The sequence below is a fragment of the Xanthobacter agilis genome (assembly GCF_021730435.1).
In the GTDB taxonomy this organism is placed as follows: Bacteria; Pseudomonadota; Alphaproteobacteria; order Rhizobiales; family Xanthobacteraceae; genus Xanthobacter; species Xanthobacter agilis.
Genome location: NZ_JABWGX010000017.1, coordinates 41,094 through 65,703, shown reverse-complemented (window position 1 = coordinate 65,703; position 24,610 = coordinate 41,094). Strand labels below are relative to the sequence as shown.

Sequence of the window (24,610 nt, the reverse complement as noted above, 5' to 3'; positions counted from 1 at the left end):
GGGGATGAGGGGATCAAATGGCCGCCTTCCATGACATTCTGTTTCCAATCGACGTGGCTCTCGGCGCCTCGGGTGGCCCGGAACGGGTCACGCAGGTCGTCACCACCGCCACCGGACGCGAGGAACGCAACACGCGCCTCGCTGATTCGCGGCGCCGCTGGGATGCCGGCTACGGGGTGAAAACCCTCGCCGCCTTGTCCCAGGTGGTGGCCTTTTTCGAGGAGCGGCGCGGGCGCCTCTACGGCTTCCGCTGGCGGGATCGGCTCGATCATTCCTCCGCCCCGCCGGGCCTCGTGCCGAGCCCGCTCGACCAGATCATCGCCACCGGCGACGGCGCCACCGCCGCCTTCGCCCTGACGAAGACCTACGGAGCGTTCCACGCCCCCTATGTGCGACCCATCGCCAAGCCCGTTTCAGGCACCGTGCGGGTGGCCGTGGACGGGACCGAACAGGGGGAGGGCACGGCCTTTTCCACGGATACGGCGGGCGGGCGCATCGTCTTCCTCGACACCCATGTGCCCGCCGCCGGCGCGGTGGTGACGGCGGGGTTCCTGTTCGACGTGCCGGTGCGCTTCGACACTGATTTCCTCGAGGTTAATCTGTCCGCCTTCGCCGCCGGGGAGATCCCCCGCGTTCCGGTCATCGAGATCCGGATCTAGAGGCAGAAAAATAAAAAATATCAATGTGTTGTGGATGTCTGTTCCACGCCTTCAAACGCACCGGGGATCCCTCATGCGCACCCTTTCCGCAGCGCTCGCCACGCATCTGGCAAGCGGCGCCACCACTTTGTGTTACGGCTGGCGGCTCACCCGCCGCGACGGCCTCGTGCTGGGCTTCACCGACCACGACTGGGACCTGGTGCTCGACGGCCTCACGTTGAAGGCCGCCTCCGGCATCTCGGCCTCAGAGAGCGCCGCCGCCGAGGGGCTGGCCGTGACCGGAACCGAGCTGTCCGGCGCCCTGTCCGCCGACGCGCTCACCGAGGATGATCTGGCCGCCGGCCTCTACGATGGCGCCGTCGTCGCGCTGTATCTCGTCAACTGGGCCGATCCCCAGATGCGGCTTCTGCTGCGCCAGGGCACCATCGGCGAGGTCAAGCGCGAGGACAGCCGCTTCACCGCGGAAATCCGCGCCTTGACCGACAGTCTGAACCAGACCCGCGGCCGCATCTACGGCACCCGCTGCGACGCCGATCTGGGCGACGGGCGATGCGGCCTCGACCTTGCCGCGCCCGCCTTTTCCGGCAGTGGCGCGGTGCGCGCGGTGGAAGGCGCGCTGCGGTTCTCCGTCGATGGTCTTTCCGCCTTTGCCGCCGAGGCCTTGGCGCGCGGGCGGCTCACCTTCACGAGCGGCGCCAACCTGGGCTTTGCCACCGAGATCAAGAGCCACACCAAGGACGGCGCCACCGCCCGGCTGCGCCTGTGGCAGCGCCCGCCGTTCACCGTGGCGGTGGGGGACACGGTGGCGGTGACGGCGGGCTGCGACAAGCTGTTCGCCACCTGCCGCGACCGGTTCGCCAACGCCGCCAATTTCCGCGGCTTTCCGCACATGCCCGGCAATGATTTCGTGATCTCGGTCGCGGTGCCGGGCGAGGGCGGCTATGACGGGAGCCTGCTCGCATGACGGCGCTCACCCGCGCCGCCTTGGTGGCCGAGGCCCGCACCTGGATCGGCACGCCCTATCGCCACCGCGCCTCGCTTAAAGGGGTGGGGGCCGACTGTTTGGGGCTGGTGCGGGGGGTCTGGCGCGGCTGCATCGGGCCGGAGCCCGAGCCGCTGCCGCCCTACGCGCCCGACTGGGCCGAGGCGGCCCGCCGCGAGACCCTCGCCGACACCGCCCGTCGCCATCTCGACCCCATCGATCCCGCCATGGCGGGGCCGGGCGACGTGGTGCTGTTTCGTTTCCGCGCCCATCTGCCGGCCAAGCACGCGGCCATTCTGAGCGGCCCGTCTGGGATGATTCACGCCTATGACGGCGTCAGCGTCTGCGAAACGGTGCTGACCCCCTGGTGGCGCCGACGGCTCGCCTATGCCTATCGCTTTCCCGGCGTCGGCGCGCCCTGATCCCCTTCCCATCGCGAGGACTTCTTATGGCGACCCTGCTTCTCGGCGCGGCCGGCGGGCTTGTCGGCGGCGCCCTGTTCGGGCCTCTCGGGGCGGTGGCCGGCCGGGCGCTCGGCGCCCTCGGCGGCGCGGTGCTCGATCAGTCCCTGGTCGGCGGCAACCGCACCAGCACCAGCGAAGGCCCGCGCCTGTCCGACCTCGAGGTGACGGCCTCCACACCCGGCGCCTCCATCCCCCGCCTTTATGGCCGCGCGCGCCTGGCGGGACAGGTGATCTGGGCGACCGCGCTCACCGAGGTGAAGACCACCCAGAGCCAGTCGGCGGGGGGTAAGGGCGGCAGCCTCTCGGCCAAATCCAGCACCATCAGCTACACCTATTACGCCAATTTCGCCGTGGCCCTGTGCGAAGGTCCCATTTCCCGCATCGGCCGCATCTGGGCCGACGGCAAGCTTCTGGACGTGGGCGGCCTGTCCATCCGCATGCATCTCGGTGGCGAGGCCCAGGCGGCCGATTCCTGGATCGCCGCCAAGCAGGGCGATGCCGGCACCCCGGCCTATCGCGGCATCGCCTATCTCGTGTTCGAGAATCTGGAGCTCACCGACTACGGCAACCGCCTGCCGCAGCTCACGGCGGAGGTGGAGCGCGGGATCGGCGCCCTGGAACGGCAGGTGCGGGCGGTGACCCTGATCCCCGGCGCCACCGAGTTCGGCTACGACACGGTGAACACCGTCCGGGTCTACGGCAGCGGCAGCTATGGGGCGGAAGCGCGCCACGTCTCCACCGCCGGCAGCGATTTCGAGAGCGCCCTCGACCAGTTGCTGGCGGCCTGTCCGAACCTGGAGCGGGTGTCGCTGGTGGTGTCCTGGTTCGGCGATGATCTGCGGGCCGGGCAATGCCGCATCCGCCCCAAATGCGAGCGCCACGGCAAATCGACCTTTCCCAATGAATGGTCGGTGGGCGGGCTCACCCGCCTGCTGGCGCAGACCGTGTCCCCATATGACGGCCGCGCGGCCTATGGCGGCACCCCGGCCGACATCACCGTGGTGCGGGCGATCCGCAAGATGAACGAGGCGGGCATCAAGGTTACGCTCAACCCATTCGTGATGATGGATATTCCGGCCGACAACACGCTTGAGAACCCCTGGACCGGCGCCGTGCCCCAGCCCCCTCACCCCTGGCGCGGGCGCATCGTGTGCGATCCGGCGCCGGGCCTTCCCGGCACGGCGGAGGGCACGGCGGCGTGCGCGGAGCAGGTGGCGGCCCTGTTCGGCGCGGCCGAGGCGGGCGACTTCCTGCGGGCCGGCACCCTTGTGGTCTATGACGGCCCCTCCGAATGGAGCCTCAGGCGCATGGCGCTGCATTACGCCCATCTCGCGGTGGCGGCGGGCGGGGTGGAAGCCATTCTCATCGGCTCGGAGATGGAGGCGCTGACCCGCCTGCGCGATCACACCGGCGGCTTTCCCGCCGCCGCCGCCTATGCCGCCCTCGCCGCCGACGTGAAGGCGGTGGTGGGCGCCGACACGCGCGTGTCCTACGGCGCCAACTGGGCCGAATACGGCGCCCAGGTGTTCGACGATGGCGACGTGCGGTTTCCCCTCGACGTGCTATGGGCATCGTCGGCGGTGGATTTCGTGGGCATCGATTACTACCCGCCCTTCACCGACTGGCGCGACGGCACCACCCACCGCGACGCGGCGCTGGCCTCCAGCATCACCGATCCGGATTATCTCAAGGCGGGCCTGCGCTCCGGCGAGGCGTTCGACTGGTATTACGCGGACGATAATGCCCGCGACGCCCAGGACCGCACGCCCATCACCGATGGCGCTTATGGCGAGCCGTGGGTGTATCGGCAAAAGGACCTGTGGTCCTGGTGGGCCAATGCCCATCACGAGCGCCGTGCGGGCGTGCGCGCGGCGACGCCCACCGCCTACGTGCCGGGGGGCAAGCCGATCCGCCTCATGGAGGCCGGCTGCGCCGCCGTGGACAAGGGGCCGAACCGGCCAAGCGCCTTTCCCGACGCCAAATCCTCGGAAAACGCCCTGCCGCCCTATTCCTCCGGCACCCGCGACGACACGGTGCAGCGGCGCACCCTGGAAGCCATCCTCGGCACCTTCGAGCCGGCGGCGGGGGCAAGCCTTGCCGACAATCCGGCCGCCCCCCTCTATGGCGGGCGCATGGTGGAGGCGGGCTGCGTGTTCCTGTGGACCTGGGACGCGCGGCCCTATCCGCAATTTCCGTTGCTGACGGACGTGTGGGGCGACGGCGACAATTGGAATTGCGGCCATTGGCTCACCGGCCGGCTCGGTTCCGCCCCCCTCGACGCTTTGGTGGAGACCCTGTGCGCGGATTTCGGCGTGAGCGTGGACACGCGCCGCCTCTCCGGCGTGGTGGAGGGCTATATGGTGGCCGATCCCATGTCCGCCCGCACCGCCCTGGAGCCGCTCGCCCGCGCCTTCGCCTTCGAGGCGGTGGAAGCGGGGGACCAAATCGTGTTCCACCCGCGCGGCGACGGCGCGGTGACGGAGCTTGGGGCCGAAGACCTGGTGCAGCCCGATGATGCGGGGGCGCTCGTCACCTTTACGCGGGCGCAGGAGAGCGAGCTGCCGCTCGAAATCACCGTGGGCTTCATCGATCCCCTGCATGATTACCGCAAGGCCACCGTGTCGTCCCGCCGCCTGACCGGCCGCAGCCGCCATGTGACGGAGGTGGATCTTGCCCTGGTGGCCGCGCCGAACGTGATGGTGCGGGCCGCCGACGTCTGGCTGCAGGACCTGTGGGCGGCGCGGGAGACGGCAAGCTTCGGTCTGCCCCCGTCGCGCGCGGCGCTGATGCCGGGCGATGTGGTGCGCCTCACCCTCGACGGGCGGGCGCGGCTCTTGGAGATCACCCGCGTGGAGGAGGCGGACGCGCGCGTCGTCACCGCCCGTTCCATCGAGCCGGAGGTGTTCGATACGGCGCTCGACGTGCTGCCCGCCGGCAGCGTGGCGGTGCCCACGGTGTCGGGGCCGCCGGCGGTGGTGGTGCTCGACCTGCCCACCACCGAATCCGCCGATCCCCTGCCGCTGCAATATCTCGCCGCCGCCGCCTTGCCCTGGCCGGGGACGCTGGCGGTGTGGCGCTCCACCGATGGCGAGAGCTTCGACGCCCTGGCGGCGGTGAGCGCGCCGGCCGCCCTCGGCACCCTGTTGTCGGCGCTGCCGCCGGGGCCGGTGTGGCGGTTCGACCGCGCCAACACGCTGCTGGTGCAGGCGGGCAGCGCGCAATGGGTGTCGGCCAGCCAAATGCAGGTGCTGGACGGCGCCAACGTGCTGGCGCTGTTCGCCGACGGACGGACCCCCGAGCTGATCCAGTACACCGATGCGGAACTGGTGGACACCGGCACCTATCGCCTGTCCGGCCTGCTGCGCGGACGGGCCGGCACCGAGGCCGCCGGCGCCGACGCCTGGCCCGAGGGCACGCAGGTGCTGCGGCTCGACGGCACGCTGGCGCCGGTGGCGAGCGGCCTCTCGGCGCGCGGACGCACCAGCATCTACCGGGTCGGTCCGGCCAGCGGCGACTACGGCGGCGACGACGTGACCGAGGTCACCGCCACCGTCGCAGGCACCGCCCTCCAGCCGTTGTCGCCGGTGCACCTGACCGCGCGGCGGACGGCGGCCGGCATCGTCATCGGCTTCATCCGCCGCACGCGGCTCGACGGCGACAGTTGGGACGTGGTGGAGGTGCCCCTGAACGAGGCGAGCGAAGCCTACCGGGTCGAGATCCTGTCCGGTGGCACCGTGGTGCGCGCGTTCGAGGTCACAAGCCCGCAGGTGACCTATTCCGCCGCCGCCGAGCTGGCCGATTTCGGCGCGGCGCAGGCAAGCCTCACGGTGCGGGTGCGGCAGCTCTCCGCCACCGTGGGGGCGGGCGCGCCCGCTCAGGCCACGCTCGCCCTCTGAGGCCGGGGGAAGGGCGCATCCGTCTTTCGATCACTCCACGCATTCGACGACCCCGAAAGGCCGATGGCCGCGGGGCGCCTCACATGGGGAAGTTTCATGGCGTCCGATCAATCGGCGAACCTGGCCCTGCCATATCTGGCGGCGGCGCAGGCGCAGAAGCATGTCACCCACAATGAGGCCGTGCGGCGCCTCGATGCCCATGTGCAGCTCGCCCTCGAAAGCGTGACCACGGCCGAGCCGCCGGCCGCGCCCGCCGAGGGCGCGCGCTGGTTCGTGCCGGCGGGGGCCACCGGCGCCTTCGCCGGCCAGGACGGCAAGCTGGCGGCCTATGAGGCGCAGGCGTTCGATTTTCTCGACCTGCCCCGGGATGCGCTGGCCTACATCCGCGACGCCGAAACCTTCGCCCGGTTCGATGGCGGCGCCTGGGTCGCGCTGTCGAGCGGCGACGGGCAGGGGGCGGGCACGCTGGTGCTCGAAAGCGTCACCGCGACCGCGCCTGCGGCGGCGCCGGACGAGGGCGCGGTCTGGTTCGTGCCGGCGGGGGCCACCGGCGCCTTCGCCGGGCAGGCGGGCAGCCTCGCCACCTATCAGAACGGCGCCTTTTCCTTCCGCGCGCCGCGCACCGGCGCGCTGGCCTTCATCCGGGACGCGTGGCGCCTTGCCCTCTTCGATGGTGGGGCGTTTGTGTCACCGCTGGCGGTGCGACCGGCGCGGGCGGCCATCACGGCCGAGGTGATCGAGGAAGATCTCGTGCTCTCGGGGGCGAGCCTCGACACCGCCATGGTGATCCCTGCGCGGGCCATCGTGCTCGGCGTCTCCACCCGCATTCTGTCGGAGGTCACGGGCGCCCCCTCCTTTGATTGCGGGGTGGCGGGGGAGAGCGGCAAATTCGGCTCGGCCCTCGGCATCGCCCTCGGCGCGTCGAACTCCGGCGTCATCGGCCCGACCGCCTTCTATGCCGCGACCCCGGTACGCCTGAGCGCCACCAGTGGGGTGTTCACGGGCGGGCGCGTGCGGGTGTCGATCCACATGCTGACCTGCCCCGCATCGGCCTTTCCCGAGCGCGAGACGGAATGGTGGGCGCAGGCGGAGTACGGCCTTGACGGGGTGCCGCCGGCGCTCGCCGCCGACTTCTGCCGGGAACGCTATGCCCTGAACGGGGCCCATTCCTCCTCGCCCCAGGTGGTGGCGCGCAGCGGCGGCGCGAAAGCGGTGTTGTCCGCTGCCGGCGCGGTGGTCATGGCGCCGGCCAATGTCCTCGCCTTCGATTATGCGAGTGGCCGGCGGCAGATGGTGGTCGAGGGCGCGGCCACCAACGTCTTCATCGGCTCGGCCGCGCCGACCGCGGCGCAGGGCATCACGGTCACCGCGCAGACCTATACCGTCAGCTTTTGGGGTCCGGGGACGCTCACCCTCTCGGGGGCGGCCACGGGGACGGTCACGGGGGGCGGCACCTCCACCCGATCCACCTATACGATCACCGCAACTGCCGGGACGCTGACGGTGACGCCCTCGGGGACGGTCACCAAAGTGCAGGTGGAGGTTGGCAGCTTCGCCACCAGTTATATTGAGACCACAACGGCCGCGGTGACGCGGACGACGGACGTGGCGACATGGAGCGCCGCGGCCACGGCGCTGCTGTCCACGAATGGGCCGGTCACGATCGCGCTTCGCGGGAAGCTCAGTCACGCCGCCTCGACCGCGTCGACGGGCATCCTCTCCAACACAACGACCAACATCCTCCGCGTCGAGAGCGCGGGTACGGTGCGCATGTACATGGCCTCTTCCAGCCTGAATTCCGGGCGGAGCATCACGGCGGGCACGATGACGGAGGCGGGCATCTGCGCGGCCTGGGATACGGCCGGGCGGCGCATCGCCGTCAATGGCAGCACGCCTGTCTCGGACACGGCCCAGCCCACAACGACCATTGACACCATGTACTTAGGCACGCCGGTAGGGATGAACACGCGTGAGCGCTTCGAGCTGGATGAAATCCTGGTCTGGTCCGTCAAGGGCGGCGCGAGCGCGGTCCAGGGACAGGCCCGCGTGTGGGCATGAGGGGCGACATGAATACGATCTATCTGCGATTTTCCGACCGTGCCGATGCGCTGGCGGTGCTGGCGAGCGTGCTCAGTTATGAGAGCACGGCGCGGGTGCCGGGCGGCATGGAGGAAGGATCCGTCGGCTGGTGCGACGGCGTGCGCTATGACCTGTGTTTCCTGAGCGACCAGGGCGTGGCGAGCGCGGGCGAGGGGGACCTCGTCAATGTGCTGTGGTGGGGCGAGGGGGCGAGCGCACCCGACTTCGGCGGTCATGGCGTGACACCGTCGACGCCGCGCTGCGGCTTTGCGGCGTGACCGCGCGGCCGAGCCGGACGCGACATCAATAGAACCAATACAGCAGAAACCAGAACACAAGGGCCAATGTGAGCGCTGTGACCCGCATGTCGTCCATGGCGCTCTCCTTCCGCAACGGCGACGCGCGGCGACAGAAAACCCGTGCGCCCGGCGGGCCAAGTGGGGGCAAGGCCGTCCGCGGGGCGGGTGCAATCCGCAAAATTTACCCTGCGGCATGGTAGGGCGGTCCCGCCTGGAAGCCAAGCCTCCGTTGGATCCCCCCACGCCAGTGCATCCATGCGAGCAGGCCGCCGCCTCGGTGGCCTTTTTTGTTTCAGGCGCAAGTCCAAGGACCTATCATGGCACAAAGCTATTCCTTTGCCGCACTGGAGGCGGAGTATATCCGGCGCTGGCGCGCCATGGCCTTCGCTCCGGCGCGCGGCTCCGCCATCGACGCCATGGCGCGCAAGGTGGTCGCCGGGACGACGCGCTATCGGATGGTGGAGGCGGTGACCGGCGTGCCCTGGGCCTTCATCGGCGTGCTGCACGCGCGGGAAGCGGGCTGCGACTTCCGCGGCGTGCTGCACAATGGCGAGAAGATCCTCGGCACCGGTCGCATGACCCGGCAGGCGCCCGCCGGTCGCGGCCCGTTCCAGACCTGGGAGGAGGCGGCCATCGATGCGCTCCGCCTCAAGGGCTTTGCGCCGGGCTTCGCCTGGAGCCTGCCGCGCTGCCTTTACGAAGGCGAGCGCTTCAACGGCTTCGGCTATCGCATGCATGGCGTGCCGAGCGCCTATCTGTGGAGCGGCACGGACCAATATGCGCGTGGCAAATACGTGGCCGACGGCGTGTGGAACGCCGCCGTGGCGGACAAGCAGGTCGGTATCGCGCCCATCATGAAGCGCCTTCTGGAGCTTGAGCCCGAGGCGGGCTTCGGCCTTGCGGTGGAACCCGCCGCGGCGGCGCCCGTGGCTGGCGCGCCCGGCGCCGGCCTCGATCCGGGCGAGATCCGCGCGCTTCAGCAGCGCCTGCGCGATCTCGGCTATGCGGAGGCGGGCCGGGCGGACGGACTATGGGGCCCGCGCACCACCGCCGGTGTCGCGGCGTTCCAGGCGACGGCGGGCCTGCCGGTGAGCGGCGGCCTCGACACCGCCACCGCCGCGGCCCTGGCCACCGCCGCCCCTCGGCCCGTGAGCCCGATGCGGGCCGCCATCACCGCCGGCAACCTCGCGGTCGCGGGCGACGCGGTGGCGTGCGCGACCGGTTGGAGCAAATGGGGCGCCCTGCTGCTGGGCCTGCCGGCGGTGCTGCTCGGGGTCTTGGATCAGGTGCCGCTGGCGGTGGGCAAGGTGGCGGTGCTGCGCGACGCAGTGGGGGCGCTGCCGTCCTGGCTGGGACCGCTGGCGGTTGCCGTCGTGGCGGTGGCCCTCTACGCCCTCGCCCATCGCACCGAGGTGGCGCAGGTGGACGCGGTGCGGACCGGCCGTGACGCCGGCCCCGGCTGATCCCCGGCGCCGGTGTTTGACGGGCCATCTTTCCCCCTGACTTCCCCCCCCCTGACTTTCCCCCCCTGACTTGCCGCGCGACTGCTGGCATGCTGTCAGCCGACGGTGGGGGAGGGGGCGGTGCGGCTGCTGGTGGTGGAGGACGATCCCGATCTCAATCGCCAGCTTGCGGCGGCGCTCGGCGACGCCGGCTATGCTGTTGATCGCGCCTTCGACGGGGAAGAGGGCCATTTTCTCGGCAATACCGTCCCTTACGACGCGGTCGTGCTGGATATCGGCCTGCCCAGGATGGACGGGCTCTGCGTGCTGGAAAACTGGCGCCGGGCGGGCCGGACCATGCCGGTGCTCATCCTGACGGCGCGAGACCGATGGAGCGACAAGGTGCAGGGCTTCGATGCCGGCGCCGACGACTATGTGGCGAAGCCGTTCCACATGGAGGAGGTGTTGGCACGCCTGCGGGCCCTGCTGCGCCGCGCCGCCGGGCATGCGTCGAGCGAGCTGGTCTGCGGCCCGGTGCGGCTCGACACCCGCACCGGGCGGGTCAGTGTGGACGGCGCCCCGGTGAAGCTCACCTCTCACGAATATCGTCTGCTCGCCTATCTCATGCACCATGCGGGGCGGGTGGTGTCCCGCGCGGAACTGGTGGAGCATTTGTACGATCAGGATTCCGATCGTGATTCCAATACGATCGAAGTGTTCGTGGTCCGCCTGCGCCGGAAGCTCGACTGCAACGTGATCCAGACCGTGCGCGGCCTCGGCTATCTGCTGGGCCCGGCGCCGGAGATCCTTTGAGCCATGGGCGCGCACCATGACATCCGCCGCGACCGTCCCCCGGCGGGGGGCGCCGGGCGGCCATGAAGGAGGCTTCCGATCCCGGCTCCCTTGCCTTTCGGCTGGTGCTGTCGGCGCTCGCCATCATGGTGCTGGTGCTGGTGGTGGTGGGGTTGGTGCTCTCCACCCTGTACGCCCGTGCGGCGGAACGGGCCTTCGACCGGAGGCTCGACGTCTATCTGAAGACCATCGTCGCCGAGGTGGCGAATGCCCCCGGTGCCGGCATACCCGAACCGCAGGCCCTCGCCGATCCCCTGTTCGTGTTCCCCTATTCGGGCTGGTACTGGCAGATTGTCCACGACCGGGACGGCGCGCGCACGGTGCGAGCCTCCCGTTCCCTGCGCGACGACAGCCTGCCCGCCCTGGGGTCGGCGGTGGGCCGGAGCGGCTGGGGCGCCATGCGGCAGGGCTATGGCGCCGGACCCCAGGGCGAGAGGCTGCGCGTGGTGGAGCGGGAGCTGGATTTCGGCCCCGATGGTATCTATGTGGTCTCGGTGGGGGCGCTGTCCGGCGAGCTGGAGCGGGACATTTCCGGTTTCGACATCGTGCTGGTGGGCACCTTGATCGTGCTTGCCCTGGCGTTCCTGCTGGTGGTGCTGTTGCAGGTCCGGTTCGGGTTACAGCCGCTGTCACGGGTGTCGCAGGCGCTGGCCGATGTGCGATCCGGCAAGGCCGAGCGCCTCGAAGGGCGGTATCCGGTGGAGATCGTGCCCCTGGTGCGCGAGGTGAATGCACTGATCGAGGCGAACCAGGAGGTGGTCGAGCGCGCCCGCACCCATGTGGGCAATCTGGCCCACGCGTTGAAGACGCCGCTGTCCGTGCTCCTCAACGAGGCCGGCACCCGTGAGGATCCCCTCGCGGTTCGGGTGCGCGATCAGGCTGGGGTGATGCGCGACCAGGTGGCGCACCATCTGGAGCGGGCGCGCATGGCGGCGCGAGCCTCCATCGCGATCCATGTGTGCGACGTCGCGGCCACCGTCACCGCGCTCGCCCGCACCATGGAGAAGATCCACCGCGGGCGGGATCTCGCCATCGACGTGCGCCTCGCCGGGGCGGCGCGGTTCCGCGGCGAGGCGCAGGATCTCCAGGAAATGGTCGGCAATCTCGTGGAAAACGCGTGCAAGTGGGCCGCGTCGCGCGTGGAGGTATCGATATGTCGTGATCCCCCCGAAAGGGCGGGCGCGCGTGCCTTCTTCCGGGTGGTGGTCGATGACGATGGTCCGGGCCTTGCGCCCGCCCGCCGCGCGGATGTGGGTCGGCGCGGGCGCCGGCTTGATGAATCGAAGCCGGGGTCGGGGCTCGGCCTTTCCATCGTCCATGAGCTGGCGTTGCTCTATGGCGGGCGTTGCGAGCTTGGAACGGCGTCCATCGGCGGCCTGCGGGCCGAGCTGGTGTTGCCGCTGGTGACGGGCGCCGGCCCCTCCGGCGCGGACTGAGCCCGGCCATATGCCCCTGCGTGCGGCACGAGGCTGCGCCGCGGGTGCTTTTCCTTCCAGGAGAGTCCAACTAAGACTGTGCAGCGGCCTTTTTGCGGCTGCAATATGCTCCCGTAGCGTAAGGCTCAGGCGTCGAAAGATCACGCGCAATGTCCGTCCGCAAGGTGTCCGCCGCTCTCCATACCCTGGTTCTTGGAACGCTTCTGTCTGGTTGCGCCAGCGATGCCAATTCCAACCTGAAGGGGCCGGGCAACATCGCCTTGCCCACCGCCCCGGTGATGCGGGGCGCGGTGTCCGGTGGCCTCATCAGCGGAGCTATCGGCAACGGCCTTGATGATGCCGACCGCCAGAAGGCCTATGACGCGGAGATCGCCGCCCTCGAAACCGGCGGGCCGGGCTATCCGGTGGGCTGGAAGAGCGACGACGGCGCGCGGGGCACGGTCATCGCCGGGCCGCCCTATCACCGGCCGGGGTTCCAGACCTGCCGCGATTATTCCCACACCATCTATATCGACAACCGCCCGCAGATCGCGCGCGGGGCCGCCTGCCGCAATGCCGATGGCAAGTGGCAGGCGGTGAGTTGAGTGGGTGGCTCCGAGGGTGGGGCCGCCTCAATAGGACATGAACAGGGGAACCGTGCTGGCCTTGAGCAGGGATTGGGTGACGCCGCCGAGCACCCATTCGCGCACCAGGGAATGGTTGAAGGCGCCCATCACCAGCAGGTCGGCATTATAGAGAACCGCCTGTTCGCGCAGGGTGCCGGCGATGCCGTCGGGATGAATCACCAGATCCTTCACGGTCACGTTCACCCCGTGCCGCGCCAGATGGGGCGCGATGTCCGCCCCCGGAACCACGCCCGCCAATTCCTTTTCGCTGCCGATGGACACCACTTCTACCGCCGCGGCGGACTTGAGGATGGGCATGGCATCGTTGATGGCGCGCGCGGCGCGCGCGCTGGCATCCCAGGCGATGAGCACGCGCTCGTGCTTGAAGTCGTCCCATCCCGCCGGCACCACCAGGACCGGACGGCCGCTCTCGAACAGCAGCGCCTCGATCAGGCCGCGGTCGGTGTTGATGGCGGCGGATTCCGCGTCGAGCACGCAGAGATCGTGAAGCCGGGCCTGGGTGACGAAGGTGTCCACCAGTTCGTCATAGGGAAGCTGGGGCGTGATGACCGAGCAGGACACCCCCAGCGCCGCCGCGTCGCCGCGCGCCCGGTCGGCGAAGGTGGCCGCCAGGGCGCGCAGGCGCCGGTTGTGATCGGCGACGATGCCGGCGGCCATGTTGCTGATGAAGGCGGTGCCGAGCACCACCTTGAGCGAGGCGGCCTGAATGGTGGCGTGGGCGCCAGCCTGCCGGGCCAGGGAAAGGCCGTAGCCGAGGGCCGAGGAGGGCTCGTCGGTGCCTTCCTCCGTCATGCCGATGAGGACGCTTCTGATGTTCTGGAGCATGGGCTTTCCTCGCGTGTGACGTGCCGCAGGTGGCAGGACGACGCCGCGTGGGCATGACACTAGAACTCCGGCATCGCGCCGACGTTGCGTCACGTCAAGACTTGTTTCGGCCCTTGGGGGGCCTCACTCCGCCCGGCCCGCCAATGTGTGGTAGCGGCCGCGGTAATACAGCAGCGGGGCATCCTCGCCCTCCGCATGCATGTGCACCACGCGGCCCACGAAGATCACATGGTCGCCGCCGTCATAATGGGCATAGGGCACGCATTCGAAGCTGGCGTGGGCCGGAATGAGGCGCGGCGCGCCGCTGGGGCCGGACTCCCATTGCGTGGCGGCGAACTTGTCCTCGCCGGCGGTGGCGAAGCGGTTGGACACATCCTGCTGGCTCTCCAGCAGGATGTTCACCGAATAGGCCGTGACCTTTTCCAGCCGCGGCAGCGACTTGAGCGATCGCGCCATGCAGAACAGGATGAGCGGCGGATCGAGCGAGACGGCGGAGAATGAATTGACCGTCACGCCCATGAGACCTTCGGAATCGCGGGCCATCACCACCGCGATGCCGGTGGCGAAGCGGCCGAGGGCATTGCGCAATTCGCGCGGATCGAAACGGGCGTCGAGATCAACGGTCGTCATGGGGCAAGGCTCGCATGGGCATGAATCGGATTTCCCGGCGGCCATCTTAGCGCGCCGGGTTCCGCGTTTCGATGTCGGCGCGCGCGCTTCCCCCGGCGACGGGATGGCGCTAAAGGCATCGGCCCATGGCGTATGCAGTCAAAGAGATGTTCAAGACCCTCCAGGGCGAGGGCGCCCAGGCGGGCCGCGCGGCGGTCTTCTGCCGCTTTGCCGGCTGCAACCTGTGGTCCGGCCGCGAGGCGGATCGGGCGACGGCCGACTGCCGCTTCTGCGACACCGATTTCGTCGGCATGGATGGGGCCGGCGGGGGCCGCTTTTCAACCGCGGACGCTTTGGCCGCGGCCTTGGCTCGGGTCTGGGGCGAGGACAAGGGCCGTCGCTTCGTGGTGTTCACCGGCGGCGAGCCCCTGTTGCAGCTTGATGCGGCGGTGATCGCGGCCGCCCATGGGCACGGCTTCGAGATCGCCGTGGAGACCAACGGCACGGTGGCCGCGCCCGCCGGCATCGACTGGATCTGCATGAGCCCCAAGGCCGGCGCCCCCCTGGTGCAGCGCCAAGGCCAAGAGCTGAAGCTCGTCTTTCCGCAGCCGGGTCTCGACCCCGAAACCCTGGCCGGGCTCGACTTCGCCCATTTCTTCCTGCAACCGATGGATGGACCGGACCGGCTGCGCCACACGGAGGCGGCGGTGGCCTATTGCCTCGCGCATCCGCGCTGGCGCCTGTCGCTCCAGACCCACAAGATGATCGGCATTCCATGACCACACCCGCGCCCACCTTGCGCATCACCCAGGGCTTCACCTTCGAGGCCGCCCATTTCCTGCCCCGCGTGCCGGATACCCACCGCTGCCGGCGGATGCACGGCCATTCCTACAAGGTGGAACTGACGCTGGAAGGCGCGGTCGATCCGGCGACGGGCTTCGTGGCCGATTTCTTCGACATCGAGGCGGTGTTCGCGCCGCTGCTGGCGCGGCTCGATCATTATTGCCTTAACGACGTGGAGGGACTGGACAACCCCACCGCCGAGAATATCGCCGTGTGGATCTGGGCGCGCGTGAAGCCGGCCTTGCCACAGCTCGCCGGCGTGCGCGTCTACGAGACGCCCCTGTCGTTCGCGGAGTATGCGGGCGGCTGAGCGGGCCCGGCTTCGGGTCTCGGCCTCAGCTCGCGGCACGCGGCAGCGACACGGGTTTTCGCCCGCGCGCCGCGCGCGGGCTCACATCTGCCGCGCGATCGCCGCGTCCCCGTCGTGGACGTTGCTCTCCGAGCCGGCGGCGGCTTGCAGCGCCGGCAGGATGTCCTCGATGCGATCGGCGGTGAGGATCTTCAGCGGTCGTTCGGCGGGCAGGAAGCCGGCCGCCTGCATGTGCGACACGAGGTCCAGGAACGGGTCCCAGAAGCCGCCGAGATTGGCGAGCAGGATCGGCTTGCGGTGACGGCCGAGCTGCGCCCAGGTGAGCTGTTCGACCAGTTCCTCCAGGGTGCCGATCCCGCCCGGCAGCGCCACGAACGCGTCCGCCTTCTCGAACATGAGCCGCTTGCGCTCATGCATGCCGTCCACCTCGATCATTTCCGCAGTGTGGCGGAAGGCGCGCTCGGCGCGGACGAGGAAGGTGGGGATGATGCCGGTGACGCGCCCACCCGCCAGCGCGACCGCCGTCGCCACCTCTCCCATCAGTCCCACGCCGCCGCCGCCATAGACGAGACGGATGCCGTTGTGCGCCAGGATCTCCCCGAATCGGCGCGCGCCCGCCACCACCGCAGGGTCGCGACCGAAGGAGGAACCGCAATAGACACAGACACTTTCTATTCTAGCCATGGCCCCAACATACCATCGTTTCGCGCCGTGCGCGGCCTCAGCTTCACCGCGCGCCGCGACGGCCCGGTGACAGGGGTGCCTTGAAAAGGGGCGCCTTGAAAAGGTCATGGCCATCGTTTATCGTCGATGAACGATGATCGATCCACCTTTCCTGCCCGCTGGTGACGATGCCGCGCCCGATCCCGCCGCCTTCACCGCTCTGGCCGATCGGCTGCGCGCGCTGGGGCATCCGGCGCGGCTCGCGGTGCTGCACACCTTGGCGCGCGAGAACCGCTGCGTGTGCGGCGAGATCGTCCGCGAGCTGCCTTTAGCCCAATCCACCGTGTCGCAGCACCTCAAGGTGCTGGGGGAGGCCGGGCTGATCCGCAGTCGCGCGGAGGGTGCGCGAACCGCCTATTGCCTCGACCACGCGGCGCTCGCGGCGCTGCGCGCTGAAATTCATGCCGTGTTCGACCTGCTGCTGCGGCAGGGGGCGAACGAGCCTGCGGCGGAAAGCTAGGTTTTCATGTCTGACAGTTCCCCTGTGAACGGCGCCGGCCTCCCGGCCGCCGGACGGCCCGCCTCCAGCCCGGCGGAGGAGCGCCTGTTCGGGACCCTCGCCCGGCTGTGGCCCTATCTGTGGCCCGCCGATCGGCCGGATCTGCGCTCCCGCGTGGTGGTCACCACGGTGCTGCTGTTCGGCTCCAAGGGCGCCACCATGGTGGTGCCGTTCGTGTTCAAATGGGCCACCGATGCCCTCACCGCCGAGACCAACGGCGCGGCCGTGCCGTCCGGCTGGGTCTATCTCCTGGCGGCGCCGGTGGCGCTGACCCTGGCCTATGGTTTCGCCCGCATCGTCATGGCGGCGATCACCCAGCTGCGCGACGGCATCTTCGCCAAGGTGGCGCTCAACGCGGTGCGCAAGCTCGCCCTCGAAACCTTCCGGCACATGCATGACTTGTCCCTGCGCTTCCATCTGGAGCGCAAGACCGGCGGCCTCACGCGGGTGCTGGAGCGGGCGCGCAACGGCATCGAGACCATCGTGCGCATGCTGGTGCTCCAGCTCGCCCCAACGGTGGTCGAGCTCGTGATGGTGCTCGGCGTGCTGCTGTTCGCTTTCGACTGGCGCTATGTGGTGGTGGTGGCGCTCACCATCGCCGCTTACGGGGTCTTCACCTACCGGGCCAGCGAGTGGCGCCTCGCCATCCGCAAGGAGATGAACGACAGCGACACCGAGGCCAACACCAAGGCCGTGGACAGCCTGCTTAATTATGAGACGGTGAAATATTTTGGTGCCGAGCGCTGGGAAAACGCCCGCTATGACCGGTCCATGGCCCGCTACGAGACGGCGACCGTGCACACCTATACGTCGCTGGCGTGGTTGAATGCGGGGCAGGCAGTCATCTATTCCATTGGTCTTGCACTCATTATGGTGATGTGCGTGTACGACATCCGCGCCGGGCGGCAGACGGTCGGCTCGTTCGTCATGATCAACGTCATGATGCTTCAGCTCTACGTGCCGTTGAATTTCCTGGGCTTCATCTATCGCGAGATCAAGCAGGCCCTGCTCGACATCGAATCCATGTTCGCGGTGCTCGCCCGCGATCCGGAGATCAAGGACAAGCCGGGCGCGCCCGGCCTCGTGGTGCACGGCGGCACGGTGCGCTTCGAGAACGTGCGCTTTTCCTATGAAGGCGACCGGGAGATCCTGAAGGGGGTGTCGTTCGAGGTTCCGGCGGGGCGCACGCTGGCCATCGTCGGGTCGTCGGGAGCGGGCAAGAGCACCCTGTCGCGCCTGCTGTTCCGCTTCTACGACATCTCGTCCGGGCGCATCCTCATCGACGGGCAGGACATTCGCGACGTTACCCAGTCGTCGTTGCGGGCCGCCGTGGGCATGGTGCCGCAAGACACCGTGCTGTTTAACGACACCATCGCCTACAACATCCGCTATGGCCGCCAGGACGCCACCGACGCCGAGGTGGAGCAGGCGGCGCGGCTCGCCCGCATCGACGATTTCATCCGCTCCACCCCCAAGGGCTACCGGACCGAGGTGGGCGAGCGCGGCCTGAAGCTCTCCGGCGGCGAGAAGCAGCGGGTGGCCATCGCCCGCACCCTGTTGAAGGCGCCGCCCATCCTGGTGCTGGACGAGGCCACATCGGCCCTCGACAGCCACACCGAGCGCGACATCCAGGACGCTCTCGACACCGTGTCCCAGGGGCGCACCACTTTGGTCATCGCCCATCGCCTGTCCACCGTGGTGGGGGCGGACGAGATCCTGGTGATGGCCGATGGCCGGGTGGCCGAGCGCGGCAGCCATGCCGCTTTGCTTGCCCAGGGTGGACTTTATGCCGACCTGTGGCATCGCCAGCAGGAGGCGGAGGAGGCGGCCCTTGCCGCTTCTGATGTGGAAGCGACGGTGGAGACCGACGCCAGCCTCGATCCGGTGCGGTTGGAGGATGCCGTGGAAGACTACCAGGACAATGCCGCGCGCGCGGCCGGTTGAGTTAGGCCCGCGCGCGGCCTGGCTTGAAGAGAGGGTCAGAGCCGGGCGGCGCCCGCCGGTGGGGGATCCTCGAAGCGCTGGTACACGGCCTCGGCGATCGGCAGGAGCGCCTCCCGGCCGATCGGGCCGGTGACGGCGAACCCGAACCCCTGGTCGATCCAGGCGAAGGTGCGCGCCTCTCCGTCCTCATGGAAGCGGAAGGCGGTCTGGCTGCCACGGCTCGCCTCCACATAGAGCGTGAGCCGGCGGCCGCTGGGATCGTCGTACATGAGCTGCGCCGCGGCGCCACCGCTGCCCGGCAGCAGGCGCCCGCCCATCAAGCGGTAGCCGAAACGGGTCAGGTCGGGCGCCGCCAGCGGCCGCCCCAGCCGCTTCGACAGCCATTGCAGAAGATGGGCTTCGCGCGCCGTATCCACTTCCACCGGATGGGCCACTTCCACCACGAATGTGCGATAGGCGGTGGCGGCCTCGGTGGCCACCGTCACGACCGCGCCGGGGGCCGACGCCGGGGCGGACCGCGCCGCGAGCCAGCCGCCGATTGCCCCGGTCGCCAGTAGAGCGACGCCCGCCGCCACCGCGCGCAGGTGCCGCCACTGTCGTTCCCGCCGTTGCGCCCGCAGATGGTCGAGCCGCAAACGGTGCGGAATGGGGGCATCGGCGATGGCGGCGAGCTGGCGTCGCAGGGTGTCCGCGTGCGCCTGATCGAGGGCGACCTCCGCCGCGAGGGCGGGATCGGCCGCGAGGGTGGCGGCCATCCGCTCCCGCGCGGCAGCGTCGAGGCGACCATCGATGAAGGCCTGAATCTGGGCCTCATCCCGGGTGGCCGGGTCCTTGCTCATTTCACTCTCCGCAGAAGGGGGGCGTGCTCCCGGTCCATCAGCGCGCGCAGGCGGCGGCGGGCGCGCGACAGGCGCGACATGACGGTGCCGACGGGGATGCCGAGCACCCGCGCGGCGCCGTCATAGGACAAGTCCTCCACCGCGATCAGCAGCAGCAGGGATTGCTGCTCCTCCGGCAACTGGTCGAGCGCGCCCAGGGCATCGCGCGCCACCAGGGCGCGTTCCTGGTCGGCGGGCTGGCCGGGGTCCGTCTCCGCGTCGAGCGGGGCGGTCTCGCCCCGCCGCCGCGCGCTGCGCCAGGCGGAGATATGGAGGTTGCGCAGGATGGTGAACAGCCAGGCGCGTAAATCCTCCTCGTCCACGGGCCGGCGGGCGTGGGACAAGGCGCGCTCAAGGCAATCCTGCACCAGGTCGTCGGCCCGATCCCGGTCCCGCACCAGCGCGAAGGCGTAGCGGCGCAGGCCCGGAATCTGGGCTTCGATCCGCGCATCTGCGTCGCGTGCCATGCTTAATCCCCGCTGCCGCCTCGGCGTGACGCCGTCACGGATGGGCCACCGACCAGGCACCGTTGAGAAAACCGTCGCCGGTCACGTCGCCCGGCTTCTGGTCCTTGGTCCAGGTGTAGAGCGGCTTGCCCTTGTAGGCCCATTGGTGGGAACCGTCGTCGCGGGTGATGAGGGTCCATTCGCCCGCGGCCTTTGCGTCGGCGGCGGCCTTCAGGGGCGGCCAGTTGGTGGCGCAGGGGCCGGTGCAGGCGGATTTGCCGCCTTCGTCCTTGGCGAAGACGTAAAGCGTCATGCCGGCGGAATTCACCAGGGTCTTGCCCTTGGCGGTCTCGACCACCTTTGCCGGCTCGGCGGCGGCGGCAAAGCTGGTGGACAGGGCAAGGCTGGCGGACAGGGCAAGTGTGGTGGCGGCGGCAAGCAGGAACGTGCGCATGGGTGGGATCCTCCAGGGCCGGAGGCGTCATGGCGACCCTCCTGCCGGGATCAACGCCGCCGGGCGCAATTTATTCCCGTGCTCCACGCTCGTTTTTTTGGCCTGCGCTCCTCGCGGCGCTGTGAGCGACATTACCGAACCGTAATGCCCTCGCCAGGGAACCGTAAGGCACGGGCCTCTACCTTCACTCTCGAACCTGCCGGTGACGCAGGACCCCGATGGCAAGAAGTGAGACCTGATCGCATGACCCGCACTGACAAGACCCCCTCCGTGACGAAGCGTCGCCGCCAGGCTCTGCTCGCCGGCGTGTTCGGCCTCGCGGTGGCCGGCATGGTGGCCGGTGAGTTCCTGCCGGGCACCGCGACTCCGGCCTTCGCCCAGATCACCACCAGCCAGCCGGCCGGTACCTTCTCCTTCGCCGACATCGTCGAGAAGGTGTCGCCCGCCGTGGTCTCGGTGAAGGTGAAGAAGGACGGCGGCGACCAGGTGGCCATGAATGATGGCGAGGGCCTGGGCGGCGGCAACATCCCGCCCCAGATCGAGCAGTTCATGAAGCGCTTCGGCTTGGGCGAGGGCCGCGGCCCGATGGGGCCGATGGGTCCGCGCGGCCATCGCGGTCCGGGCGGTGAGCGCCCGGTGGTGGGCCAGGGCTCCGGCTTCATCATTTCCGCCGACGGCTATGTGGTGACCAACAACCATGTGGTGGACGGCGCCGACGAGGTGGATGTGACCACCACCGACGGCAAGGAACATGTGGCCAAGGTGATCGGTACCGATCCGCGCACCGACGTGGCGCTGTTGAAAATCGCCGACGCCAAGGATCTGCCGTGGGTGAAGCTGGCCGACAGCGCGCCGCGCGTCGGCGACTGGGTGATTGCGGTGGGCAATCCGTTCGGTCTCGGCGGCACGGTGACGGCCGGCATCGTTTCGGCCCGCGGCCGCGACATCGGCTCGGGTCCCTATGACGACTTCATCCAGATCGACGCCCCCATCAACCGGGGCAATTCCGGCGGGCCGACCTTCTCGCTGAACGGCGAGGTGATTGGCATGAATACCGCCATCGTCTCGCCCTCGGGCGGCAACGTGGGCATCGCCTTCGCCATTCCCTCCGAGACCGTGAAGACGGTGGTGAACCAGCTGCGCGAGAGCGGCGCGGTGGCCCGCGGCTATATCGGCGTGCAGATCCAGCCGGTGACCGAGGAACTCGCCTCCGGCCTCGGCATCAAGGACGCCGAAGGGGCCCTGGTGGCCCAGGTGCAGCCCAACACCCCCGGCGCCAAGGCCGGGCTCAAGGCGGGCGACGTGATCATCAAGCTCAACAATGAGCCGATCAAGGATGCCCGCGACCTCACCCGCAAGGTGGGCATGCTGAAGCCCGGCACCGAGGTGCAGCTCGCGGTGCTCCGCGACGCCAAGCCCCTCACCGTGGCGGTGAAGCTCGACCAGCTCCCCACTGAGCAGGTCGCCCGCGCCGACCAGGGGGGTGAGGATGCGGCCGGCAAGGACATGCCGCGCCTCGGCCTCCAGCTCGCCCCGGCCAAGGGTGTGGACGGCGCCGGCAACGAGGGTGTGGTGGTCACCGGTGTCGATCCGAACGGTCCGGCCGCCGCCCGCGGCTTCCGCACCGGCGACGTGATCCTGAAGGTCGGCGACAAGACGGTCGCCACCCCCAAGGATGTGCGCGACGGGCTTGCCGCGGCCAAGGCCGAGAACCGCAAGGCGGTGCTCATCCAGGTGAAGAGCGAGCAGGGCGTGCGCTTCGTCGCCATCACCCTGGACGGCAAGGCCAAGGGTTGAGCGCACCCGCGCGGCATTGAGTTCCCGAGCCGGTCGTGAACCGGCTCGGCCTGAGCCGACCGGCGGGGTTTTGCCCCCACCCCCCGCCCCGCCGGTCGGTCCGTTTCCGGCGCCGTGCCCGACGATCCCCGTCGCCCCCCATCGTCGGCCGGCCCGCAGGCGCGGGAAGCTCCAGAGGGCTTCCCGCGCTTTCTTTTTGGGTCGCCCCCTGGCGCCATGGGCTGCCTCCCACGGTGGCCAATTCCGGTGTTCGGCGGAGCCGGTGCCCTTTCGCTCGAAATCGCTTTAGAGTGACATGAACGCGAATCTCGATCCGGATACACTCACCGCCATGCGCCTCCTCCTTGTCGAGGACGACCGCGACGCCGCCGAATATCTCCGCAAGGCTTTCCGCGAGGCGGGCCATGTGGTGGACCATGCCGCCGATGGCGAGGAAGGGCTCGCGCTCGCCCTTGCCGACAAATACGACGTGCTGGTGGTGGACCGCATGCTGCCGTTGCGGGATGGCTTGTCCCTGGTGGCTGAACTGCGCGGCCGTGGCCATGCGACCCCAGTGCTGATCCTCTCGGCGCTCGGCCAGGTCGACGACCGGGTGCAGGGCCTGCGCGCCGGCGGCGACGATTATTTGCCCAAGCCTTATGCGTTCACCGAGCTGCTGGCGCGGGTGGAGGCGCTCGCCCGGCGCGGCGGGCCGCAGGCGACGGACACCCTCTACAAGGTGGCCGACCTGGAGCTGGACCGGCTTGCCCATCGCGTTACCCGTGGCGGCAAGGAGATCGCATTGCAGCCGCGCGAGTTCCGCCTGCTTGAATATCTCATGCGCCACGCGGGGCAGGTGGTGACCCGCACCATGCTGCTGGAAAACGTGTGGGACTACCATTTCGACCCGCAGACCAATGTCATCGACGTGCATGTGTCGCGGTTGCGCTCCAAGGTGGACAAGGGCTTCGAGGTGCCGTTGATCCACACCGTGCGCGGCGCCGGCTACATGGTGCGCGCGGGGCTGGCGTGAGGTGGCCGGTTGGCGCGGGGGTGGTTGCGGGGCGCGCGATGAGGATTTTCAGGCATCTCGCGCGACTGGTGCGCACCACCGCCTTCAAGTTGCTGGCGGCCTATCTCGCGGTGTTCGCTATCTTTGCCGTGTCGGTCATCGGCTATACGGCGTGGCACACCCGTGAGCTGATTCAGAACCAGGTGGCGGACGATCTCGACCGGGAAGTGCGCTATCTGGCGGAGCAATACCATATCGGCGGCATCCAGCGGCTCGTCTATGTGATCGACCGGCGGTCCCGGCGGCCGGGCTCGTCCATCTACATGCTGGCGAATTTTCAGGGCGAGGTGCTGGCGGCCAATGTGTCCGACCTCTCCCTTGGGCTGCTGGACGCGGCCGGCACCCGCTTCACCACCTACAATCGACAGGACGACAGCGGGGCCGGCCGCAGCCATGTGGCCTTCGTCCAGGTGTTCATCCTGTCCGGGGGCTACCGCCTGCTGGTGGGGCGCGACATCGAGGAGCGCGACACCTTGCGCGACCTCGTGGCTCGCCCCGCGCAATGGGCGGTGGTGCTCATCGTGGTGCTGGGGCTCGCCGGCGGCGTGTTCGTGACGCGTCGGGTGCTGAAGCGCATCGACGCCATGACCGCCACCACCGAGACCATCATGGCCGGCGACCTCACCGGCCGGCTCGCGGTGTCCGGGGCCGGCGACGAGTTCGACCGGCTGGCCCATTCCCTCAATGTCATGCTGGAGCGCATCGAAGCCCTGATGCAGGGGCTGAAGGATGTTTCCGACAATATCGCTCACGATCTGAAGACGCCGCTCACGCGTCTGCGCAACCGCGCCGAGGAGGCCCTGCGCACCGCCCGCACGGAGGAGGACTGGCGCGGGGCGCTGGAGACCACCATCGAGGAGAGCGACGGCCTGATCCGCACCTTCGACGCGCTGCTCATGATCGCCCGCGCGGAGGCCGGGCAGGCGCGCGACACCATGACGGACGTGGATCTTGCCGATCTCACCGAAAACGTCGCCGAACTCTATGAACCCCTGGCGGACGAGCAGGGGCTCGACCTGACGGTGACGTCGGAGCCGGTGGTGGTGCACGGGGTGCGCGAACTCCTGGCGCAGGCGCTCTCCAACCTCATCGACAACGCCATCAAATACGGTCGCGTTCCCGATGGCGGGCGCGGCCGCATCGCGGTGCGGCTGGCGCGGGCCGGGAGTGATGCCCTCTTGACGGTCGCCGATTCCGGTCCCGGCATTCCGGCCGCCGACCGGGAGCGGGTGGTGGAGCGCTTCGTGCGGCTGGAGGCGAGCCGGACCCGGCCGGGCTCGGGGCTTGGCCTTTCGCAGGTGGCGGCGGTGGCCCGGCTGCACGGGGGCGACCTCTCCTTCGCCGACAACGGGCCGGGTCTGGTCGCGGTCCTGCGCCTGCCGGCGAAGGCCGGGCGGGACGGCGGCGGGGCCGCGACCGACACGGCCAGCCGACGTTAACCCCGGTCGGGGCACAAGGAACGGGGTCGGCCGCCGATTCGGCTCCGTTTTCGAAGT

The 24,610-nt window shown here is 69.5% G+C and carries 23 protein-coding genes; 17 read left to right on the top strand and 6 right to left on the bottom strand.

The features are described 5' to 3' along the window. Positions 1-17 precede the first annotated feature (17 nt). The 10 genes from HUW53_RS13430 (at position 18) to HUW53_RS13385 (ending at position 12,693) form a co-directional block, all read left to right on the top strand. Positions 18-659, top strand: a complete 642-nt coding sequence (locus tag HUW53_RS13430) for a DUF2460 domain-containing protein (RefSeq protein WP_237346279.1) — start codon at positions 18-20, stop codon at positions 657-659. Between the two features lie 73 nt (positions 660-732). Further along, complete coding sequence (locus HUW53_RS13425; RefSeq protein ID WP_237346278.1) at positions 733-1,623, top strand: DUF2163 domain-containing protein; 891 nt, start codon at positions 733-735, stop codon at positions 1,621-1,623. Beyond that, a complete protein-coding gene (locus tag HUW53_RS13420) occupies positions 1,620-2,063 on the top strand; it encodes an NlpC/P60 family protein (protein ID WP_237346277.1) in 444 nt (147 codons plus the stop codon). Before HUW53_RS13425 ends, HUW53_RS13420 begins: the two co-directional genes overlap by 4 nt. Before the next feature lie 26 nt (positions 2,064-2,089). After that, positions 2,090-6,001: a baseplate multidomain protein megatron gene (locus tag HUW53_RS13415; RefSeq protein WP_237346276.1), complete on the top strand. Its 3,912-nt coding sequence runs from the start codon at positions 2,090-2,092 to the stop codon at positions 5,999-6,001. A gap of 96 nt (positions 6,002-6,097) precedes the next feature. After that, the gene (locus HUW53_RS13410; protein ID WP_237346275.1) at positions 6,098-8,059 is read left to right on the top strand and encodes a DUF2793 domain-containing protein; all 1,962 of its coding nucleotides are present in this window, start codon (positions 6,098-6,100) and stop codon (positions 8,057-8,059) included. Between the two features lie 8 nt (positions 8,060-8,067). Continuing rightward, positions 8,068-8,358, top strand: a complete 291-nt coding sequence (locus tag HUW53_RS13405) for a hypothetical protein (protein ID WP_237346274.1) — start codon at positions 8,068-8,070, stop codon at positions 8,356-8,358. Positions 8,359-8,696: 338 nt separating this feature from the next. Continuing rightward, on the top strand, positions 8,697-9,842 hold the full coding sequence (locus HUW53_RS13400) for a peptidoglycan-binding protein (RefSeq protein ID WP_237346273.1): 1,146 nt from the start codon (positions 8,697-8,699) through the stop codon (positions 9,840-9,842). A gap of 120 nt (positions 9,843-9,962) precedes the next feature. Further along, entirely contained in the window at positions 9,963-10,634 is a 672-nt protein-coding gene (locus tag HUW53_RS13395) for a response regulator transcription factor (protein WP_237346272.1), read from the top strand. A gap of 62 nt (positions 10,635-10,696) precedes the next feature. Next, positions 10,697-12,109 carry a sensor histidine kinase gene (locus HUW53_RS13390; RefSeq protein ID WP_237346271.1) on the top strand — a complete coding sequence of 471 codons (1,413 nt, stop codon included), beginning with the start codon at positions 10,697-10,699 and terminating at the stop codon, positions 12,107-12,109. 149 nt (positions 12,110-12,258) lie between these two features. After that, positions 12,259-12,693, top strand: a complete 435-nt coding sequence (locus tag HUW53_RS13385) for a hypothetical protein (protein WP_237346270.1) — start codon at positions 12,259-12,261, stop codon at positions 12,691-12,693. A 27-nt stretch (positions 12,694-12,720) separates the two neighbouring features. Here HUW53_RS13385 and HUW53_RS13380 read toward each other — a convergent pair whose 3' ends face one another. Both HUW53_RS13380 and HUW53_RS13375 read right to left on the bottom strand, forming a co-directional pair. Further along, positions 12,721-13,560 carry a universal stress protein gene (locus HUW53_RS13380; RefSeq protein WP_237346269.1) on the bottom strand — a complete coding sequence of 280 codons (840 nt, stop codon included), beginning with the start codon at positions 13,558-13,560 and terminating at the stop codon, positions 12,721-12,723. Positions 13,561-13,683: 123 nt separating this feature from the next. Continuing rightward, positions 13,684-14,190: a flavin reductase family protein gene (locus HUW53_RS13375; RefSeq protein ID WP_237346268.1), complete on the bottom strand. Its 507-nt coding sequence runs from the start codon at positions 14,188-14,190 to the stop codon at positions 13,684-13,686. A 125-nt stretch (positions 14,191-14,315) separates the two neighbouring features. On the opposite strand from HUW53_RS13375, the gene queE reads away from it, so the two are divergent. Further along, positions 14,316-14,948, top strand: a complete 633-nt coding sequence (gene queE, locus HUW53_RS13370; RefSeq protein ID WP_237346267.1) for a 7-carboxy-7-deazaguanine synthase — start codon at positions 14,316-14,318, stop codon at positions 14,946-14,948. Positions 14,949-14,965: 17 nt separating this feature from the next. Next, positions 14,966-15,322: a 6-carboxytetrahydropterin synthase QueD gene (gene queD, locus HUW53_RS13365; RefSeq protein WP_237346327.1), complete on the top strand. Its 357-nt coding sequence runs from the start codon at positions 14,966-14,968 to the stop codon at positions 15,320-15,322. A gap of 81 nt (positions 15,323-15,403) precedes the next feature. Here queD and HUW53_RS13360 read toward each other — a convergent pair whose 3' ends face one another. After that, positions 15,404-16,006, bottom strand: coding sequence for an LOG family protein (locus HUW53_RS13360; protein WP_237346266.1), 603 nt, complete (start codon positions 16,004-16,006; stop codon positions 15,404-15,406). Positions 16,007-16,139: 133 nt separating this feature from the next. Here HUW53_RS13360 and HUW53_RS13355 point away from each other — a divergent pair, with 133 nt between their 5' ends. Next, positions 16,140-16,505 carry an ArsR/SmtB family transcription factor gene (locus HUW53_RS13355; RefSeq protein WP_237346265.1) on the top strand — a complete coding sequence of 122 codons (366 nt, stop codon included), beginning with the start codon at positions 16,140-16,142 and terminating at the stop codon, positions 16,503-16,505. A 6-nt stretch (positions 16,506-16,511) separates the two neighbouring features. Continuing rightward, positions 16,512-18,488 carry an ABCB family ABC transporter ATP-binding protein/permease gene (locus tag HUW53_RS13350; RefSeq protein WP_237346264.1) on the top strand — a complete coding sequence of 659 codons (1,977 nt, stop codon included), beginning with the start codon at positions 16,512-16,514 and terminating at the stop codon, positions 18,486-18,488. 35 nt (positions 18,489-18,523) lie between these two features. Here HUW53_RS13350 and HUW53_RS13345 read toward each other — a convergent pair whose 3' ends face one another. Genes HUW53_RS13345 through HUW53_RS13335 form a run of 3 tightly spaced genes read right to left on the bottom strand, consistent with a single transcriptional unit; the run spans position 18,524 to position 20,266 of the window. Beyond that, the gene (locus HUW53_RS13345) at positions 18,524-19,327 is read right to left on the bottom strand and encodes an anti-sigma factor family protein (RefSeq protein WP_237346263.1); all 804 of its coding nucleotides are present in this window, start codon (positions 19,325-19,327) and stop codon (positions 18,524-18,526) included. Beyond that, positions 19,324-19,833, bottom strand: a complete 510-nt coding sequence (locus tag HUW53_RS13340; RefSeq protein WP_237346262.1) for an RNA polymerase sigma factor — start codon at positions 19,831-19,833, stop codon at positions 19,324-19,326. Before HUW53_RS13340 ends, HUW53_RS13345 begins: the two co-directional genes overlap by 4 nt. Before the next feature lie 34 nt (positions 19,834-19,867). Further along, positions 19,868-20,266, bottom strand: a complete 399-nt coding sequence (locus HUW53_RS13335) for a COG4315 family predicted lipoprotein (protein ID WP_237346261.1) — start codon at positions 20,264-20,266, stop codon at positions 19,868-19,870. 243 nt (positions 20,267-20,509) lie between these two features. On the opposite strand from HUW53_RS13335, the gene HUW53_RS13330 reads away from it, so the two are divergent. From HUW53_RS13330 to HUW53_RS13320, 3 genes are all read left to right on the top strand, one after another. Continuing rightward, positions 20,510-22,063 carry a Do family serine endopeptidase gene (locus tag HUW53_RS13330; protein ID WP_237346260.1) on the top strand — a complete coding sequence of 518 codons (1,554 nt, stop codon included), beginning with the start codon at positions 20,510-20,512 and terminating at the stop codon, positions 22,061-22,063. A 295-nt stretch (positions 22,064-22,358) separates the two neighbouring features. After that, complete coding sequence (locus tag HUW53_RS13325; protein WP_272904233.1) at positions 22,359-23,075, top strand: winged helix-turn-helix domain-containing protein; 717 nt, start codon at positions 22,359-22,361, stop codon at positions 23,073-23,075. Between the two features lie 38 nt (positions 23,076-23,113). Then, a complete protein-coding gene (locus HUW53_RS13320) occupies positions 23,114-24,553 on the top strand; it encodes an ATP-binding protein (RefSeq protein WP_237346259.1) in 1,440 nt (479 codons plus the stop codon). Positions 24,554-24,610: the final 57 nt, after the last annotated feature.

Coding starts and splice junctions, on each gene's coding strand:
- HUW53_RS13355 (WP_237346265.1), top strand. CDS start 16,140: ATGATCGATCCACCTTTCCTGCCCGCTGGTGACGATGCCGCGCCCGAT.
- HUW53_RS13385 (WP_237346270.1), top strand. CDS start 12,259: ATGTCCGTCCGCAAGGTGTCCGCCGCTCTCCATACCCTGGTTCTTGGA.
- HUW53_RS13380 (WP_237346269.1), bottom strand. CDS start 13,560: ATGCTCCAGAACATCAGAAGCGTCCTCATCGGCATGACGGAGGAAGGC.
- HUW53_RS13425 (WP_237346278.1), top strand. CDS start 733: ATGCGCACCCTTTCCGCAGCGCTCGCCACGCATCTGGCAAGCGGCGCC.
- HUW53_RS13390 (WP_237346271.1), top strand. CDS start 10,697: ATGAAGGAGGCTTCCGATCCCGGCTCCCTTGCCTTTCGGCTGGTGCTG.
- HUW53_RS13375 (WP_237346268.1), bottom strand. CDS start 14,190: ATGACGACCGTTGATCTCGACGCCCGTTTCGATCCGCGCGAATTGCGC.
- HUW53_RS13320 (WP_237346259.1), top strand. CDS start 23,114: ATGAGGATTTTCAGGCATCTCGCGCGACTGGTGCGCACCACCGCCTTC.
- HUW53_RS13400 (WP_237346273.1), top strand. CDS start 8,697: ATGGCACAAAGCTATTCCTTTGCCGCACTGGAGGCGGAGTATATCCGG.
- HUW53_RS13420 (WP_237346277.1), top strand. CDS start 1,620: ATGACGGCGCTCACCCGCGCCGCCTTGGTGGCCGAGGCCCGCACCTGG.
- HUW53_RS13345 (WP_237346263.1), bottom strand. CDS start 19,327: ATGAGCAAGGACCCGGCCACCCGGGATGAGGCCCAGATTCAGGCCTTC.
- HUW53_RS13410 (WP_237346275.1), top strand. CDS start 6,098: ATGGCGTCCGATCAATCGGCGAACCTGGCCCTGCCATATCTGGCGGCG.
- HUW53_RS13360 (WP_237346266.1), bottom strand. CDS start 16,006: ATGGCTAGAATAGAAAGTGTCTGTGTCTATTGCGGTTCCTCCTTCGGT.
- HUW53_RS13330 (WP_237346260.1), top strand. CDS start 20,510: ATGACCCGCACTGACAAGACCCCCTCCGTGACGAAGCGTCGCCGCCAG.
- queE (WP_237346267.1), top strand. CDS start 14,316: ATGGCGTATGCAGTCAAAGAGATGTTCAAGACCCTCCAGGGCGAGGGC.
- HUW53_RS13405 (WP_237346274.1), top strand. CDS start 8,068: ATGAATACGATCTATCTGCGATTTTCCGACCGTGCCGATGCGCTGGCG.
- HUW53_RS13430 (WP_237346279.1), top strand. CDS start 18: ATGGCCGCCTTCCATGACATTCTGTTTCCAATCGACGTGGCTCTCGGC.
- HUW53_RS13325 (WP_272904233.1), top strand. CDS start 22,359: ATGAACGCGAATCTCGATCCGGATACACTCACCGCCATGCGCCTCCTC.
- HUW53_RS13340 (WP_237346262.1), bottom strand. CDS start 19,833: ATGGCACGCGACGCAGATGCGCGGATCGAAGCCCAGATTCCGGGCCTG.
- HUW53_RS13350 (WP_237346264.1), top strand. CDS start 16,512: ATGTCTGACAGTTCCCCTGTGAACGGCGCCGGCCTCCCGGCCGCCGGA.
- HUW53_RS13335 (WP_237346261.1), bottom strand. CDS start 20,266: ATGCGCACGTTCCTGCTTGCCGCCGCCACCACACTTGCCCTGTCCGCC.
- HUW53_RS13415 (WP_237346276.1), top strand. CDS start 2,090: ATGGCGACCCTGCTTCTCGGCGCGGCCGGCGGGCTTGTCGGCGGCGCC.